This window comes from Pseudarthrobacter phenanthrenivorans, assembly GCF_036455295.1.
Lineage (GTDB): Bacteria > Actinomycetota > Actinomycetes > Actinomycetales > Micrococcaceae > Arthrobacter > Arthrobacter phenanthrenivorans_C.
Genome location: NZ_JAYXNX010000006.1, coordinates 25,360 through 39,276, shown reverse-complemented (window position 1 = coordinate 39,276; position 13,917 = coordinate 25,360). Strand labels below are relative to the sequence as shown.

General features: G+C 65.6%; 16 protein-coding genes. 9 read left to right on the top strand and 7 right to left on the bottom strand.

All coding sequences use genetic code 11. From position 1 onward, the window contains the following. Positions 1 to 51: 51 nt before the first annotated feature. Both VXJ37_RS09550 and VXJ37_RS09545 read right to left on the bottom strand, forming a co-directional pair. The gene (locus tag VXJ37_RS09550) at positions 52 to 1,140 is read right to left on the bottom strand and encodes a cation diffusion facilitator family transporter (RefSeq protein WP_331322801.1); all 1,089 of its coding nucleotides are present in this window, start codon (positions 1,138 to 1,140) and stop codon (positions 52 to 54) included. Further along, positions 1,137 to 1,532: an ArsR/SmtB family transcription factor gene (locus tag VXJ37_RS09545; RefSeq protein WP_331322800.1), complete on the bottom strand. Its 396-nt coding sequence runs from the start codon at positions 1,530 to 1,532 to the stop codon at positions 1,137 to 1,139. Before VXJ37_RS09545 ends, VXJ37_RS09550 begins: the two co-directional genes overlap by 4 nt. Positions 1,533 to 1,693: 161 nt before the next feature. Here VXJ37_RS09545 and VXJ37_RS09540 point away from each other — a divergent pair, with 161 nt between their 5' ends. Further along, positions 1,694 to 2,530, top strand: coding sequence for an alpha/beta fold hydrolase (locus VXJ37_RS09540; RefSeq protein ID WP_331322799.1), 837 nt, complete (start codon positions 1,694 to 1,696; stop codon positions 2,528 to 2,530). A gap of 42 nt (positions 2,531 to 2,572) precedes the next feature. Here the strand turns inward: VXJ37_RS09540 and VXJ37_RS09535 are convergent, their stop codons facing one another. Then, on the bottom strand, positions 2,573 to 2,983 hold the full coding sequence (locus VXJ37_RS09535) for a response regulator transcription factor (RefSeq protein WP_331322798.1): 411 nt from the start codon (positions 2,981 to 2,983) through the stop codon (positions 2,573 to 2,575). A gap of 67 nt (positions 2,984 to 3,050) precedes the next feature. Next, complete coding sequence (locus VXJ37_RS09530; RefSeq protein ID WP_331322797.1) at positions 3,051 to 3,794, bottom strand: GAF and ANTAR domain-containing protein; 744 nt, start codon at positions 3,792 to 3,794, stop codon at positions 3,051 to 3,053. Positions 3,795 to 4,044: 250 nt separating this feature from the next. Here VXJ37_RS09530 and VXJ37_RS09525 point away from each other — a divergent pair, with 250 nt between their 5' ends. The 3 genes from VXJ37_RS09525 (at position 4,045) to VXJ37_RS09515 (ending at position 6,594) form a co-directional block, all read left to right on the top strand. Then, entirely contained in the window at positions 4,045 to 4,638 is a 594-nt protein-coding gene (locus tag VXJ37_RS09525) for an adenylate kinase (protein WP_331322796.1), read from the top strand. Positions 4,639 to 4,683: 45 nt separating this feature from the next. Then, the gene (locus tag VXJ37_RS09520; RefSeq protein WP_331322795.1) at positions 4,684 to 5,562 is read left to right on the top strand and encodes an NAD-dependent epimerase/dehydratase family protein; all 879 of its coding nucleotides are present in this window, start codon (positions 4,684 to 4,686) and stop codon (positions 5,560 to 5,562) included. A gap of 234 nt (positions 5,563 to 5,796) precedes the next feature. Continuing rightward, the gene (locus VXJ37_RS09515; protein ID WP_331322794.1) at positions 5,797 to 6,594 is read left to right on the top strand and encodes a phosphatase PAP2 family protein; all 798 of its coding nucleotides are present in this window, start codon (positions 5,797 to 5,799) and stop codon (positions 6,592 to 6,594) included. 36 nt (positions 6,595 to 6,630) lie between these two features. On the opposite strand, the gene VXJ37_RS09510 is transcribed toward VXJ37_RS09515, so the two are convergent. Beyond that, positions 6,631 to 6,948, bottom strand: a complete 318-nt coding sequence (locus VXJ37_RS09510) for a MerR family transcriptional regulator (protein ID WP_331322793.1) — start codon at positions 6,946 to 6,948, stop codon at positions 6,631 to 6,633. Between the two features lie 143 nt (positions 6,949 to 7,091). Between VXJ37_RS09510 and VXJ37_RS09505 the strand changes: the two genes are divergently transcribed. The 4 genes from VXJ37_RS09505 to VXJ37_RS09490 all read left to right on the top strand — a co-directional run bounded on the left by VXJ37_RS09505 (position 7,092) and on the right by VXJ37_RS09490 (position 10,068). Then, positions 7,092 to 7,517, top strand: coding sequence for an Hsp20/alpha crystallin family protein (locus tag VXJ37_RS09505; RefSeq protein WP_331323010.1), 426 nt, complete (start codon positions 7,092 to 7,094; stop codon positions 7,515 to 7,517). Positions 7,518 to 7,582: 65 nt separating this feature from the next. Continuing rightward, a complete protein-coding gene (locus VXJ37_RS09500) occupies positions 7,583 to 7,960 on the top strand; it encodes a J domain-containing protein (protein WP_331322792.1) in 378 nt (125 codons plus the stop codon). Between the two features lie 69 nt (positions 7,961 to 8,029). Continuing rightward, entirely contained in the window at positions 8,030 to 8,407 is a 378-nt protein-coding gene (locus VXJ37_RS09495; protein ID WP_331322791.1) for a hypothetical protein, read from the top strand. 98 nt (positions 8,408 to 8,505) lie between these two features. Then, on the top strand, positions 8,506 to 10,068 hold the full coding sequence (locus VXJ37_RS09490; RefSeq protein ID WP_331322790.1) for a glycoside hydrolase family 1 protein: 1,563 nt from the start codon (positions 8,506 to 8,508) through the stop codon (positions 10,066 to 10,068). Between the two features lie 58 nt (positions 10,069 to 10,126). On the opposite strand, the gene VXJ37_RS09485 is transcribed toward VXJ37_RS09490, so the two are convergent. Then, entirely contained in the window at positions 10,127 to 11,239 is a 1,113-nt protein-coding gene (locus tag VXJ37_RS09485; RefSeq protein WP_331322789.1) for an App1 family protein, read from the bottom strand. Positions 11,240 to 11,271: 32 nt separating this feature from the next. After that, positions 11,272 to 12,003 (bottom strand): DUF72 domain-containing protein, encoded by a 732-nt coding sequence (locus VXJ37_RS09480; RefSeq protein ID WP_331322788.1) that lies wholly within the window; start codon positions 12,001 to 12,003, stop codon positions 11,272 to 11,274. Between the two features lie 64 nt (positions 12,004 to 12,067). Between VXJ37_RS09480 and VXJ37_RS09475 the strand changes: the two genes are divergently transcribed. Continuing rightward, positions 12,068 to 13,876 (top strand): glycoside hydrolase family 15 protein, encoded by a 1,809-nt coding sequence (locus tag VXJ37_RS09475; RefSeq protein ID WP_331322787.1) that lies wholly within the window; start codon positions 12,068 to 12,070, stop codon positions 13,874 to 13,876. The last annotated feature ends 41 nt before the right edge of the window (positions 13,877 to 13,917 follow it).

Below are 13,917 nucleotides of genomic sequence, written 5' to 3'. Positions count from 1 at the left end.
CCATGGCGGGAAGTAGCCCGCCGGTCCTGGACGGGCGGCCCACTTCCTGCTTTAACGCCTGGTGACGACGGGAGCCAGGAGGATGTGGTCCAGCTTGGGCAGTGCGCGCCGGAGTCCGTGTTCGGCGCGGTGGAGCACCTCTTCCGCCTGCGACAATCCGGTGTCAGCGAGTTCAATGCGGGCGGAACCCTGCAGCCGGTGGCCGGACCACCGCAGCTGCAGGTGCTGGACCGCAAGCACGCCCGGGGTCTGCTCAAGCGCGGCTTCGGCCCGGGCCACGAGGTCCGGTTCGATTCCGTCCATGAGCCGCCGCCCGATGCTGCGCACTGTGCCCCACAGCAGAACCATGATGGCCGCGGAAATGACCAGACCCACGATTGGGTCTGCCAGGGGAAAGCCGAGCATGACGCCCACGGCGCCGACCACCACGGCCAGCGACGTGAAGCCGTCCGTCCGGGCGTGCACGCCGTCCGCCACGAGGGCTGCCGAACCGATCCTGCGGCCCACCCGGATGCGGTAGATGGCCACGGCCTCGTTTCCGGCGAAGCCGATCAGGCCCGCGGCCATCACCCAGCCCAGGTTCTGCAGCGGCTGGGGATTGAGCAGCCGGTCCATTGACTGCCAGCCCGCCACGATGGCGGACAGGGCCACTACGGCCACAATGAACAGGCCTGCCAGGTCCTCCGCCCTTCCGTAGCCATATGTGTAGCGGCGGGTGGCCTGCCGGCGCCCCAGGATGAAGGCAACCCACAGCGGCACCGCGGTCAGGGCATCCGAGAAGTTATGGATGGTGTCCGCGAGCAGGGCCACGGAACTGCTGAACAGGACCACCAGGAACTGCAGCACCGTGGTGGCCAGCAGGACGAACATGCTGACCTTCAGCGCCCGGACGCCCTCGGTACTGGCTTCCATGGCATCGTCGATGGAATCGGCGGCGTCGTGGGTATGCGGAACGAACAGCTCGAACAGCCAGCCCTTGAAGCCTGAGTGGTGATGGTGGTCGTGGTCGTGCTCATGGCCGTGGCCGTGGCCGTGTCCGTGGTCGTGGTCGTGGTCGTGGTCGTGCGCGTGGCCGTGCCCGTGGTCCTCTCCATGGGGATGGCTGTGCGTGTGCGTTGCGTCCTGGTGTGACCCGGTCATGAAGCGCTCCGCTGGGCAGGCTGGGCAGGCTGTGCTGCGTGGACGGGAAGGCGGTGGTGGGCGGGTTCCCCGCCCAGGGCGTGTTCTGCCTGGAATATGGCGTCTGCCACCAATTGCCGGGCGTGCTCATTTTCCAGCCGGTACAGCACCCGCGTTCCCTCCTGCCGGGGGGACACCATACGGGCCAGCCGCATCTTCGCCAGGTGCTGCGAGACGGCGGCGGGGGACTTGCCCACCACATCCGCGAGGGCGCCTACTGCCATCTCCCCGTCACGAAGCGCCAGGATGATGCGCACCCTGGTGGCGTCCGCCAGCATGGCGAAGACCTCCACGGCCAGCTCCACATACTGGCTGTCCGTATCAAGGGAGCAAGCATTCTTATCTGCATACATGCGCATATAGTGTCATATTTGCCGCGGCGACGCACTTTGGCGGGCTCCGCCGTCGTCGCACAAAGGGCTGCTCCCATGAAGCGGCGCGCCTAGAGTAGGAGGTGCACGGGCAGGGCGCCCTGCCTGCCGGATTGGTCAGTCTCGAAAGGAATTTGCCCCCGATGGCTTTCATCACCGTAGGTACTGAGAACAGCACTGATATCGAGCTCTACTATGAGGACCACGGCTCGGGCCAGCCCGTCGTTCTGATCCACGGTTACCCCCTGGATGGATCGTCCTGGGAAAAGCAGACCGCGGCCCTTCTGGGCGCCGGCTACCGCGTTATCACCTATGACCGGCGTGGCTTCGGCAAATCAAGCAAGCCCGCCGAAGGCTACGACTACGACACCTTTGCCGCAGACCTCAACTCCCTGCTCACCACACTGGACCTGAATGACGTGGTGCTGGTCGGCTTCTCCATGGGTACCGGCGAGGTAGGCCGCTACCTTGGCACCTACGGCTCCGCCCGGGTGGCGCGGGCGGCTTTCCTCGGCTCGCTGGAACCCTACCTGTTGAAGGCCGACGACAATCCCGACGGCGTCCCGCAGGACGTGTTCGACGGCCTCATGGAAGCTGTCACGGCGGACCGCTACGCCTTCTTCACCGAGTTCTTCAAGAACTTCTACAACTCCGATACCTTCCTTGGCACTCCCCGCCTGAGCCAGGAAGTGATGAGTGCGGGCTGGAACCTGGCCGTCAGTTCGTCACCCACTGCCTCTGTTGCCGCCCAGCCCACCTGGCTGACGGATTTCCGGCAGGACATCCCCAAGATCGACGTGCCGGCCCTGATCGTGCACGGCACCGCGGACAACATCCTGCCCATCGATTCCACCGGCCGGCTGTTCGCCAAGGCGCTGCCCAGCGCTGAATACGTGGAAATCGAGGGTGCCCCGCACGGCCTGTTGTGGACCCACGCGGCAGAGGTCAACGAAGCGCTGCTCGGCTTCCTGGCCAAGTAGGACAGCAAGACGTCCGACGGCGGGGCGCGCCGCCGTCGGACACTAGCGGGGGGAATTCCGCGTTGTCTGCTGCGCCTGGGAAGCCGGGACAGGTTCCACAAGCTGTTCCGCGAGCTCTGTGAGTTCGCGCGGGTGGAAGGGCTTGGTGAGGTAGCCGGCGGCCCCGGAGGCCATCCCGGCCAGGACGTCGTCGTCCTCCGAACGGGCCGTCAGGAAGAGCAGCGGTGCTGCGCTGAGGGCGCGGATGGCGCGGGCCACTACGTGCCCGTCCATGTCCGGCAGCCCAAGGTCCAGCGTTACCAGTGAAATGGCGGGGTCAGCGGCGGCGGCAATGCCCTCCGCCCCCGTGCCCACTGCCCGCACCGCGAACCCGGCACGCGAGAGGACCACTGCGATCAGTCCGCGGATATCGTCGTTATCCTCCACGACAAGGCAAACACGCTGCTGTTCCATCAGGCCCCCCGGCGAAAGTTGGCCCCAGTCTACCGGCGGCGTGGCACCCTGCCGGAGACCGCCACTCCTAGCCGTCGTAGTGTGTCCGGGCGGGCCCCTGGCCCAGCGCGTTCACCACAGCGGCCGCCACTTCGTGCAGTTTGGTGTTGCGGGTGCTCGACGCCGTACGAAGGATGCCGAACGCATCCTGCTGGCTGCACCGGTTCTGGGCCATGATGATTCCGACCGCCATGTCGATGACTGTGCGGGACTCCAACGTGGCGCGGAGGTTTGCGGCCGTCTCGCTGTAGTGCGCAAACCGGACCGCAAGTCGGAGCGCCAGGGACGTCTGGCTGACGAAATCCTCCGCGAACTTCAACAGGCGTCCTTCGAAGCGGTGGGCGCGGCGCGAATACAGAAGCAGGGCAGCCTTGGTTTCCCCTTCGAGCCGGAACGGAAGGGCCGCCACCGAGCGAATGCCTTGGGCAACGACGGCTGTTGCATAGTCGGGCCAGCGGCCGTCTTCCGCAAGGTCCGGGGCGTGGACGGTCTCCTGGTCAATGGAGGCCGACAGGCCGGGGGTTTGGGTGAACCTGTGCTCCAGCTGCCCCAGGGACTTGGCTTCCTGGCTGCTGCTGGCGATTGTGGCTGGTTTCCGCTGCCTCTGCAGGGTGATGGCGCACAGCATTTCGTCGCCGGGCTCGGAGAGGTTGCGCGCGGACACCTGCGCCAGCTCGGTGAGGAAGTCCTCCACGTCGGAGCTGTTGAGCACCAACTCATGCAAGTGCTCGGTAACGGATGTATCGGTTTTTGCTGTTGACTCGCTGGCCACGGTTTCTTGGTGCCATTCGTTCAGGTCAAAACGAGCCTGCAACACACAAACGCCCCGCAACTGGGCGGGGAGTGATGGTCGCTGGATCGACGAACTTTCCAACGGCCTGCTGCTAAACCGATAACCAGAGTATATACATTCCAGGCGGGGGCACGGCGTCATATCCGCCGCTGCCAGCACTGCTGCATGCTGGCGCCGCGAAGGGCTAAGCGGCACAATGAAGCGGGACCGCCTTGGGAAGGACGCGAACATGACCAGGCTTCTCATCATCGGGCCGCCGGGCTCCGGCAAGGGGACCCAGGCCGGACAACTGGCCCGGCACTTCGGGGTCCCCGCAGTTTCCACCGGGGACATCTTCCGGAGCAACGTCGACCGGCAGACGGAACTGGGAAACCAGGCTGCCAGGTACCTCGACGGCGGCCGGTTCGTCCCGGACCACCTCACCAATGCACTGGTAAAAGACCGGCTCCTCGAAAGCGACGCCCGGCACGGCTTTCTGCTGGACGGCTATCCGCGCACGCCAACGCAGGCCACTGAACTTGACGCCATGCTGGCAGAGCAGGGGCACGCACTGGACGCAGTCATCGAACTGCGGGCGCCGGATGCGGAACTGGAGGAGCGGATGCACCAGCGTGCCCGCGAGCAGGGACGCACGGATGACACCATCGACGTCTTCCGCCGCCGCCTGGACCTCTACCACCGACAGACGCATGAAGTAGTCTCGGTGTACGCGGGCCGGGGCATCCTGGTGTCCGTCAACGGCAGCGGTGACCCGGCGGGAATTACTGCACTGGCGATCGCCGCCGTCGAACAGTTCCTGGCAGCCCCGCGTCCCCCGTCCTGACCGAAACATCCCAGCGTGAACGCACTCCAACAGAAGGAAACACTGATGAGAATTGCCGTTACAGGTGGAAACGGAAAACTGGGGCGGCACGTGGTGCGCCGGCTCACGGACGACGGCCACCAGGTCCTCACCCTGGACCGCGAGGGAACCCGCAGCCCCGAACTGCTGCTGGTGGACCTGCGCAACTACGGACAGGTAGTGGACGCGCTGCTGGGCGTTGATGACCGGCATGACGGGTTCGACGCCGTAGTGCACCTGGGTGCCATCCCCGCCCCGGGCATCCTTCCGGACGCGGCCACCTTCGAGAACAACATGCTCTCCACATACAACGTGTTCCAGGCAGCCCGCCGCGCCGGCATCAAGAAAGTGGTGTACGCGTCCAGCGAGACCGTGCTGGGGCTGCCGTTCGACATCGACCCGCCCTACATCCCCGTGGACGAGGAATATCCGCCGCGGCCGGAGAGCACCTACTCCCTGGTGAAGCGGCTCGAAGAGCAAATGGCCGTGGAGATGACGCGGTGGGACCCTGAACTGAGCATTACCGGCCTGCGGTTCTCCAACGTCATGGACGAGGCCGACTACGGGAAATTCCCCTCCTTCGACGCGGACGCAATGCTGCGCAAGTGGAACCTGTGGGGCTACATCGACGGCAGGGACGGGGCCCAGGCCGTGGCCCGGGCGCTGGAGAACGCCAGGCCGGGATTCGAAGCCTTCATCATCGCCAATGCCGATACCGTCATGAGCCGCTCGAGCGCCGAGCTGGCGGCCGAGGTCTTCCCTGGCGTCAAGGTGACCAAGGACCTGGGCGAGCACGAAACGATGCTGTCCATTGACAAGGCGCGGCGCCTGCTGGGCTTTGAACCCGAACACAGCTGGCGGAACCACGTGGCCGCTGCCTCCGGCAACGGGGCAAACCAAGGATAAAGCGGGTGGCGCAGTAGCCGCCAAGGATCATCCGAGGAGCCGGGAGCAGTGCGCTTCCGGCTCCTGTCCTTTTGCTGCAAGCCTGGGCCGGTTGCCCGGCGGATTCGCCGTCCCGCAGTTTCCCGCCGCCCGATGGAGCGATTGGCCCGTGGCCGGGATAATCTTCAGCCTAAGCATTTACCATGGCACGCATACACTGCATGCCGACAACGTGGCGCAGGGACGGGCAGTACATTGGCACAGAAATCAGCAGGGTCCGCAGTCGCCGGGCGTGGTACCGGCAGGTGGCATACCTTCCACGAAAAGTTCGTGGTGGAGGAGCGCTACGTAGATCCGACGGACCGGCGCCGTCTCTACCGCGCGTCAATCATCCTGGCCGTGGTGGGACTGGCACTCTTTGTCGCCACACTGGTGAGCGTGGTCCAGGGCGGCGGCCTGTCCGCCGCAGACGGCCCCATACACAGCTGGCTGATGACCACGCGTTCAGCGGCAGCTACCGCCTTCATGATCTTCCTGGCGGTGTTCTTTGGTCCCATCGCCCTGCCCATCATCGTGCTGGTGGTGATCCTCATCTGGGGATTCGCGGCGAAGCACGCCTGGCGCCCCATCCTGCTGGCCGCCGCGATGCTGACAGGCGTGATTGTCTCGCAGATCATCCTCCATATCGTCCAGCGTTCCCGGCCCCCCGTGGACCAGATGCTGTTCGGCGCGGACCAGACCTTTTCGTTCCCGTCCGGCCACGTGCTGGGCGCCTGCGACTTCCTGCTGGTGGGCGCCTACCTCATCTTCTCGCGCCGCCGGAACCCGCGCGCGGCCGTCTTCGGATTCATCGGAGCCGGCGTCGGGATCATCCTTGCCATCACAAGCCGCCTTTACCTGGGCTACCACTGGCCCACCGATACCCTTGCCTCGTTCTCCCTGTCGCTGCTCATCCTGGGCGGAGTCATCGCGCTGGACACCTGGCGGACGGCGAGGATTCCCGGGGAGCAGGTCACAGGAGAGCTGTCCAGGGAAGAAGCTCCGCAGGACTAAGGCCTGCCGTGACCCGGGTTGTGGCAGCCACCCGGGTTACTCGGGACGGGACCTGGCGCGTTTCAGGGCCCGGTGCAGTTTCACGTTCGCTTCCTCCAGTTCCAGGACCTTGGCAACGCCGGCCAGGTTCAGCCCCTCCTCAAGGAGTTCGCCGATCCTTTGCAGCACGGCGATGTCGTCGTCGCTGTACTGCCGCGTGCCGCCCGCCGTCCGGGACGGGGTGAGCAGTCCCTTGGTTTCGTACAGCCTGATGTTTTGCTGGCCCGTCCCGGTAAGCTCCGCCGCCACTGAGATGGCGTAAAGGGCCCGTGAACCGGGAGAGCGGGGCGCCCGTCCTGCAGCGGGGTCTGCCATGTCTGCTCCCAAAAAAATCGTTCCGGCCGGTGTCTTGTTTCAGTTTTCCACGGGTGCTATAAAAAATCTATATCCACCGCTATAGATTAAGTGGCGGTGGGTAGCGCAGATCCAACACCTGGAAGCTGAAGGAGTGGGAAATGATGTTAATGCGTACTGACCCGTTCCGTGACCTGGACCGGCTCACGCAGCAGGTCTTTGGAACCGCTGCCCGCCCGGCAGCGATGGCCATGGACGCCTGGCAGGAGGACGGCGAATTCGTGGTGGCCTTCGACCTCCCCGGCGTGAAGGTGGACTCCCTCGACCTGAACGTCGAACGGAACGTCCTGACCGTACGGGCTGAGCGCCAGGACCCCACCCAGCCCAACGTCGAGCTGGTGGCCTCGGAGCGTCCCCGTGGCGTGTTCAGCCGTCAACTGATCCTGGGTGACACCCTGGACACCGAAAGGATCAAGGCCAGCTATGACCAGGGCGTTCTAACCCTGAGGATTCCCGTGGCCGAGCAGGCCAAGCCGCGCAAGATCGAGATCCGGACCCAGCAGGCCGAAAAGCACCAGATCAGCACCTAGGACCATGCTTCCCGTCCGCGCCCCTGCCCCTTTCGGCGGGGGTGCCGGCGGAAGAGGAGGCCGGTATGACGGACGTTCCCGATTACTACGACATCCTGGGCGTTGGCAGGGACGCCACCCGCCAGGACATCTCGCACGCATACCGTGCCCTCATGCGAAGCCACCACCCTGACATGGACGGCGGCGCGGCGCACGGGGACGGGGCATCAAAGCGGGACGACCCGGCGGAAGGCGGCAAGCCCGGGCAGGGGGAGGAACTCCTCCGGATCATGCAGGCGTTCAACGTGCTGCGAGACCCCCAGCAGCGGGCCGCATACGACCGCAGGCTCGCGGCCGCAACGCCCTCCATCATTCCTGTCCGGAAAGTCCGCGGCACCGGCGGCCTGTCCGGGCACACAATTCGAGTCACTCCGGTGCGGTGGGAAAGCGGCCCCTGGTCCTGAACGGGCCAGGACCGCTCCACCAGGCAAGGGCCAAACCACGGCCATTCATCCAAGGAGGCGGAAAACTGCATGAGCGACTGGCGGCGCTACGATTCACACTTGATTCCGGCATTCCATGAGCGTTTTGAGCAGCGGTGGGGTGCTGGAACTGCGCCCTTCCTGGACCCGGAAGCCCATGAACAGCCGCTGCCGCGGGCACAGTGGATCAACCCGGCCACGGGTGCGGCCCTGGCGGTGGTCCCGGTGTGGACGGCAGATGAGCGGCAGCAGCGTTCCTTTGGCGTGTTCTACCTGCCGCCGGCAGGGGACATCTGGGTCCTGCGGCCCGGGTTCACGGGTTACCTGGAGCCATCCGACGGTGACAGCGAACACTTGGTGACGTTACGCAATGACGCCTTTCGCAAGGCAGTGGGGCACGCAAAGGAGTTCCTTTTCGGGACCCAGTAGGGCGCGGCATTCCGGGCGGGGGGCGGCTGCTCGTCAGCAGTGCTCCGCTGTGACATTCTGGGACGTACCCTAACCACCGTGACCAAAGGCTGACCCCAATGCACATCACCGCCAAGGACCTCGCAGCGCTCATCCCCGCGGGGTTCACTCTTGGTGTCGCAACCGCAGCATTCCAGATCGAAGGAGCACTGGACGAGGACGGCCGCGGGCCCGCGGGGTGGGACAAATTCGCTGCCCGGCCAGGTGCAATCGTGGAAGGCCACAGTCCGGTGGTGGCAACGGACCACTACCACCGGATGCCGCAGGACGTGGCGCTCCTGAAACAACTCGGCGTGGACTCCTACCGGTTCTCCTTTGCCTGGCCGCGCATCCAGCCTGGCGGCACGGGACCGGCCAACCGCGCCGGCCTGGCCTTCTATGACCGGCTCCTGGATGAGCTCCTGGCGAACGGAATCTCGCCCATGGCCACCATCTACCACTGGGACACGCCCCTGGAACTCGATGAGGCCGGCGGCTGGATGAACCGCGATACGGCATATCGGCTGGGCGACTTCGCCGCGCTGGTGGCTGAGGCCTTTGGGGACAGGGTGGCCCGCTGGGTCACCATCAACGAACCGGCAACCGTGAGCGCGAACGGCTACGCGTTTGGCCTGCATTCGCCCGGCAAGGAGCTGGCCTTGGGTGCATTTCCCACGGTCCACCACCAGCTTTTGGGCCACGGCCTCGCCGTCCAGGCCCTGCGCGCCGCGAAGGTGCCGGGCGAGATCGGCATGACCAACGTCTATTCACCCATGGTGCCGAATTCGATCAACCCCCTGGACAAGATCAGCGCCGGAATCATGGATCTTGGCCAGAACCGGCTCTACGCGGACCCCGTCCTCACGGGCAAATACCCCGACCTCATCCGTGCCGCAAAATTCTTCAGTTCCTTCGAACACCCCGAAGAGGACATGGAGATCATCTCCCAGCCCCTGGATTTCTACGGCCTCAACTATTACATGCCCACCAAGGTGGCGGCGGGACCGGGCGGCGGTACCGTACCGTCGAGCATGGCGGAGGCCATGGGCAGCGACCTCAGCGCCACGGGCAGCGGTACAACGCCGTTCCATGTGGAGACCTGGCCGGAGGCGGACATCACCGCCTATGGCTGGCCGGTCAAACCTGAATACATGGCCGTGGCCCTGAAGGAGATGGCGGAGCGGTATCCCAACCTGCCTCCCGTGATCATCACCGAGGGCGGGGCAAGTTTCGAGGACATCATCGTCCGCGACAAGTCCACCAATACCCGCTTCATCCCCGACGAGCGCCGCCTGAAGTATCTTTCCGACCACCTCGAAACAGCACTTCGCGCTACGGCGCCCGGCGGGGCGGCGGAGTCCGTGGAGCTGCTCGGATACTACGTCTGGTCCTTCCTGGACAACTTCGAGTGGTCCGCCGGCTACAACCAGCCGTTCGGCCTCCTGCACGTGGACTTCGAAACGCTGGAGCGCACGCCCAAGGCGTCCTACTTCTGGTTCCAGGAGCTCATCGAGGAACGCGACCTCGCCGCAGCGGCTGACCTGGCCATCGCCCAGGCTGTGGTCCCGGAGGTTCCGGTCGAAGATGGTGCAGAGGGCACTGAAGCGCCCGACGACGGCGCGGCGCTGGGTGCCAGCGCCTAGGCCCAAGGGCTGTGGGCGTCCGGCGGGCTGGCAGAGTACCGCAATCAGCGCGGCCGGGTCAGCCCCGAAGCAGGTCCAGCATGGCGAGCTGCCGGGCTATTCCAGCGCCGTCGGGGGAGTAGATCCAGGGCACCCGGGACGTGGTGTGGTCGCCGTCCTCTGAGTGGCCGCCGGCGAAAACCGACTCGCTGACGGACAGTTGCCTGATGGCGATCGCCGCGACCTTGTCCGGGTTTTCGGCCGCGAAGGCGGAGTAGATTGCCTCGTCATGCTGGCCGTTGTCGCCAATCAGGAGCCAGCGCATGTCAGGGAATTCCTGGGCCAGCCGTTCCAGGTTGCGGTGCTTGTGGTCCTGGCCGCTGCGGAACCAGCGGTCCTGGGTGAGCCCCCAGTCGGTCAGCAGCAGGGCGCCCTTCGGGTACATGTTCCGCGTCAGGAAGCGTGCCAGGGTGGGGGCGGCGTTCCAGGGCCCGGTGGACAGGTAGATCACCGGCGCGTCAGGGTGTTCAATGGTCAGGCGGTCCAGCAGCACTGCCATACCCGGGGTGGCCATGCGGGCCCGCTCGCTGAGCACAAACGTGTTCCACAGTGCCAGGAAGGGCCGCGGCAGGGCGGTGACCATCACCGTGTCGTCAATGTCGGAGACGATGCCGAATTCCACGCCGGGGGCGATCACCTGGATGAGTGCCTCGGCCGGCTCGGTCCCCTCGGCGCGCAGGACCGCGGTGTGCCAGCCGGGGGTCAGCTTTACCTCCACCTCGGTATCGATCAGGCCACCCCGGTCCGCCGTGACATGGGTGACGACGTCGCCGATGGTGATTTCGACGTCGGAATACTGCAGCGGCACGCCGGTGAAGGCGCGCCAGCCCCGGATGTTCTGGTTGCCGTTCTTCGCTTCGTGCTCTGCCTTGCTGCCGGGCAGCGGCGTCTGCGTCAGCAGCACCCTCCCCAGCACCCGCACCCGGGTGGTGGAACCGTAGCCTTGGTAGGCGATGGTCTGCGGTGTGAATTTCCACCGCTTGGCCAGCCGAATCCGGACGTCATTGAGCGCGTCGGACAGCCGGTGTGCCAGCCGGAAGAACTGGCTTCCGGAGAGGGCGTAGTGGCCCTTCATGTTCTGCCGGCCTGGAGGTGCCGTGTCCTGGGCGGGGTTCTGCGGAGCCGTGTCCATGGGACCACTCTGCCACAGGGCTGCCGCAGCGATCAGCCGGTGCCCAGGATCCCCCGCAGGCTCCGGGCATTCCGCACTGCGTTCCCGCCGCCGTCGTTGTTGAAGTAGGCGTAGACGTCGATGCCCGCCCCGTCCCACTCCCTGATCCGGTCAGCCCACCAGTGCATGTCCGCGTCCGAGTAGGAGCCGCCATACAGGTGCTGTTGGTCGGGCCCGTGCAGCCGGACGTAGGTGAAGGGGGCGGTGGTCCGCAGGATGCAGGGCAGGTTGGCGCCGCTCATGATGCAGTAGGCCGCCTGATGCCGTTCCAGGAGGGCATACACCTCGGGGCTGTCCCAGCTGGGGTGCCTGAATTCAACCGCCACCCTGATCCAGGCCGGAAGCGCTCCCAGGAAATAATCAAGCCTCGCATCATCGCGCTCAAGCTGGGGTGGAAGCTGGACAAGGAGCACGGCACGTTTGTCCCCCAGCTCATGCCAGCATCTGGTGATCCGCTCTATCCAGACTTCCGGCGAATACAGCTTGCGGGCGTGCGTCAGCCCCCGTGGAGCCTTGACGGACATACTGAAGCCGGGTGGAAGGCGCCGGTTCCAGCCGGCAAAGGTGGTATCGCGGGGCCAGCGGTAGAAGCTGGCGTTCAACTCAACAGTGCTGAACGCGGCCACGTAGGACTGCAGCCGGTCCCGGACGGGCAGGCCCGGCGGGTACAGGACGTTTTCCCAGTGGTCGTAGCTCCAACCGGAGGTGCCAATATGGATTGCCATTTTGCTCAGGCTACACCCGCACTTTTCCCCTTCCGTTCCGGGCTGCGTGTGGCAGGGTAATGTCATGGCGCGAATTGAAGATTATGCGGTGGTCGGTGACCTCCACACCGGAGGCCTGGTCAGCAAGGAAGGTTCCATCGACTGGCTCTGCCTTCCCAGGTTCGATTCCCCCGCGTGCTTCAACGCCCTGCTGGACACGCCGGACTCCGGGCGCTGGCTGCTGGCGCCGGAGGGAGGAGGCGCCTGCACGCGCCGGAGTTACCGGGACGGCACCCTGGTCCTCGACACCGAGTGGGAGACCCCGGAGGGGACGGTGCGGGTCACCGATTTCATGCCGCCCCGTGATTCGGTGGCGGACATAGTCCGGATTGTGGAAGGCATCAGCGGCAGCGTCCGGATGCACGGCGAACTGACCCTGCGGTTCGACTATGGGCACATCATCCCCTGGGTGCGCAAGGACAAACGCGGCCTCCACGCGATCGCGGGACCCGACGCCGTCTACCTGGTAACACCGGCACCGCTGCACGGCGAGAACATGCACACGGTCAGCGACTTCACCGTGAAAGCGGGCGAGAAGGTGCCGTTCGTTCTGACGTGGGCGCCCAGCCATGTAGGCCGCCCGGTCACGGTGGACGCAGAAGAAGTACTGGACAGCACCTTTGAGTTTTGGCGGGGCTGGTCCTCGCAATGCACTGTCAAAGGAAAGTACCAGGACGCGGTGGTCCGCTCCCTGGTCACCCTCAAAGCATTGACCTACGCGCCCACGGGCGGCATCGTCGCCGCCGTCACCACCTCGCTTCCTGAGGAGCCGGGCGGCCAGCGCAACTGGGACTACCGCTACTGCTGGCTCCGGGACGCCGCCATGACCCTCCAGGCGCTGCTCGCCGCAGGCTACACCGCGGAAGCGGCTGCCTGGCGCGACTGGCTGCTCCGTGCGGTTGCCGGGGACCCTGCCGACCTTCAGATCATGTATGGGATCCACGGCGAACGGCGGCTGCCGGAAATGGAACTGCCCTGGCTGAAAGGCTACGAAAACTCCGCCCCCGTGCGGATCGGCAACGCGGCGGCCGAGCAGTTCCAGCTGGATGTGTGGGGTGAGGTCCTTGATTGCCTTGCCCTGACCCGGAACTCGTTGCTGAAGCACACGGACGAGGCCTGGGATGTGCAGATCGCACTGATGGAACACCTGGAAACCATCTGGGACCAGCCGGACAACGGGCTCTGGGAAATGCGCGGCCCCCGCCGCCACTTCACCCACTCCAAGGTTATGGCCTGGGTAGCGGCGGACCGGATGGTGAAGGGCGTCCGCGAATCCGGGCTGCCGGGGCCGGTGGAGCGCTGGGAGGCGCTCCGCGACCAGATCCGTGAGGACATCATGGCAAACGGGTATGACGCCAAGCGCAACACGTTTGTGCAGTCCTACGGCCGCCCCGAGCTTGATGCCAGCCTGCTGCTGATTCCCAGGGTGGGATTCCTGCCAAACGACGACCCCAAGGTCATCGGGACCATCGAGGCAATCCAGCGGGAGCTGACCCAGGACGGGTTCGTGCTGCGGTACAAGCCGGGAGAGAGCGACGACGGCCTGCCCGGCGACGAGGGCGTCTTCCTGGCCTGTTCATTCTGGATGGTGGAGGCGCTCCTGGGCGCCGGGCGCCATGAGGAATCGCGTGAACTCTTCGAACGGCTTCTGGATCTGCGCAACGATGTGGGGCTTTTGAGTGAGGAATGGGCGGTCAAGGCAGGCCGCCAACTCGGCAACACACCCCAGGCATTCAGCCATTTCGCGCTTGTGACTAGCGCCCTGGAACTCCATCAGGATACGGTTCGGCGAAGTGACACCCCCCTTCCGTCCGCGCAGGCGGACTCGCGCTGAGGCGGCGCGGGCCAGGGGCCGAACTTCTCCTTCGCAGGATA

Bases quoted from the DNA above. Each gene is read 5' to 3' on its own strand.
- VXJ37_RS09550 (WP_331322801.1), bottom strand. From the start codon at position 1,140: ATGACCGGGTCACACCAGGACGCAACGCACACGCACAGCCATCCCCAT.
- VXJ37_RS09545 (WP_331322800.1), bottom strand. From the start codon at position 1,532: ATGTATGCAGATAAGAATGCTTGCTCCCTTGATACGGACAGCCAGTAT.
- VXJ37_RS09540 (WP_331322799.1), top strand. From the start codon at position 1,694: ATGGCTTTCATCACCGTAGGTACTGAGAACAGCACTGATATCGAGCTC.
- VXJ37_RS09535 (WP_331322798.1), bottom strand. From the start codon at position 2,983: ATGGAACAGCAGCGTGTTTGCCTTGTCGTGGAGGATAACGACGATATC.
- VXJ37_RS09525 (WP_331322796.1), top strand. From the start codon at position 4,045: ATGACCAGGCTTCTCATCATCGGGCCGCCGGGCTCCGGCAAGGGGACC.
- VXJ37_RS09520 (WP_331322795.1), top strand. From the start codon at position 4,684: ATGAGAATTGCCGTTACAGGTGGAAACGGAAAACTGGGGCGGCACGTG.
- VXJ37_RS09510 (WP_331322793.1), bottom strand. From the start codon at position 6,948: ATGGCAGACCCCGCTGCAGGACGGGCGCCCCGCTCTCCCGGTTCACGG.
- VXJ37_RS09505 (WP_331323010.1), top strand. From the start codon at position 7,092: ATGTTAATGCGTACTGACCCGTTCCGTGACCTGGACCGGCTCACGCAG.
- VXJ37_RS09500 (WP_331322792.1), top strand. From the start codon at position 7,583: ATGACGGACGTTCCCGATTACTACGACATCCTGGGCGTTGGCAGGGAC.
- VXJ37_RS09495 (WP_331322791.1), top strand. From the start codon at position 8,030: ATGAGCGACTGGCGGCGCTACGATTCACACTTGATTCCGGCATTCCAT.
- VXJ37_RS09490 (WP_331322790.1), top strand. From the start codon at position 8,506: ATGCACATCACCGCCAAGGACCTCGCAGCGCTCATCCCCGCGGGGTTC.
- VXJ37_RS09485 (WP_331322789.1), bottom strand. From the start codon at position 11,239: ATGGACACGGCTCCGCAGAACCCCGCCCAGGACACGGCACCTCCAGGC.
- VXJ37_RS09480 (WP_331322788.1), bottom strand. From the start codon at position 12,003: ATGGCAATCCATATTGGCACCTCCGGTTGGAGCTACGACCACTGGGAA.
- VXJ37_RS09475 (WP_331322787.1), top strand. From the start codon at position 12,068: ATGGCGCGAATTGAAGATTATGCGGTGGTCGGTGACCTCCACACCGGA.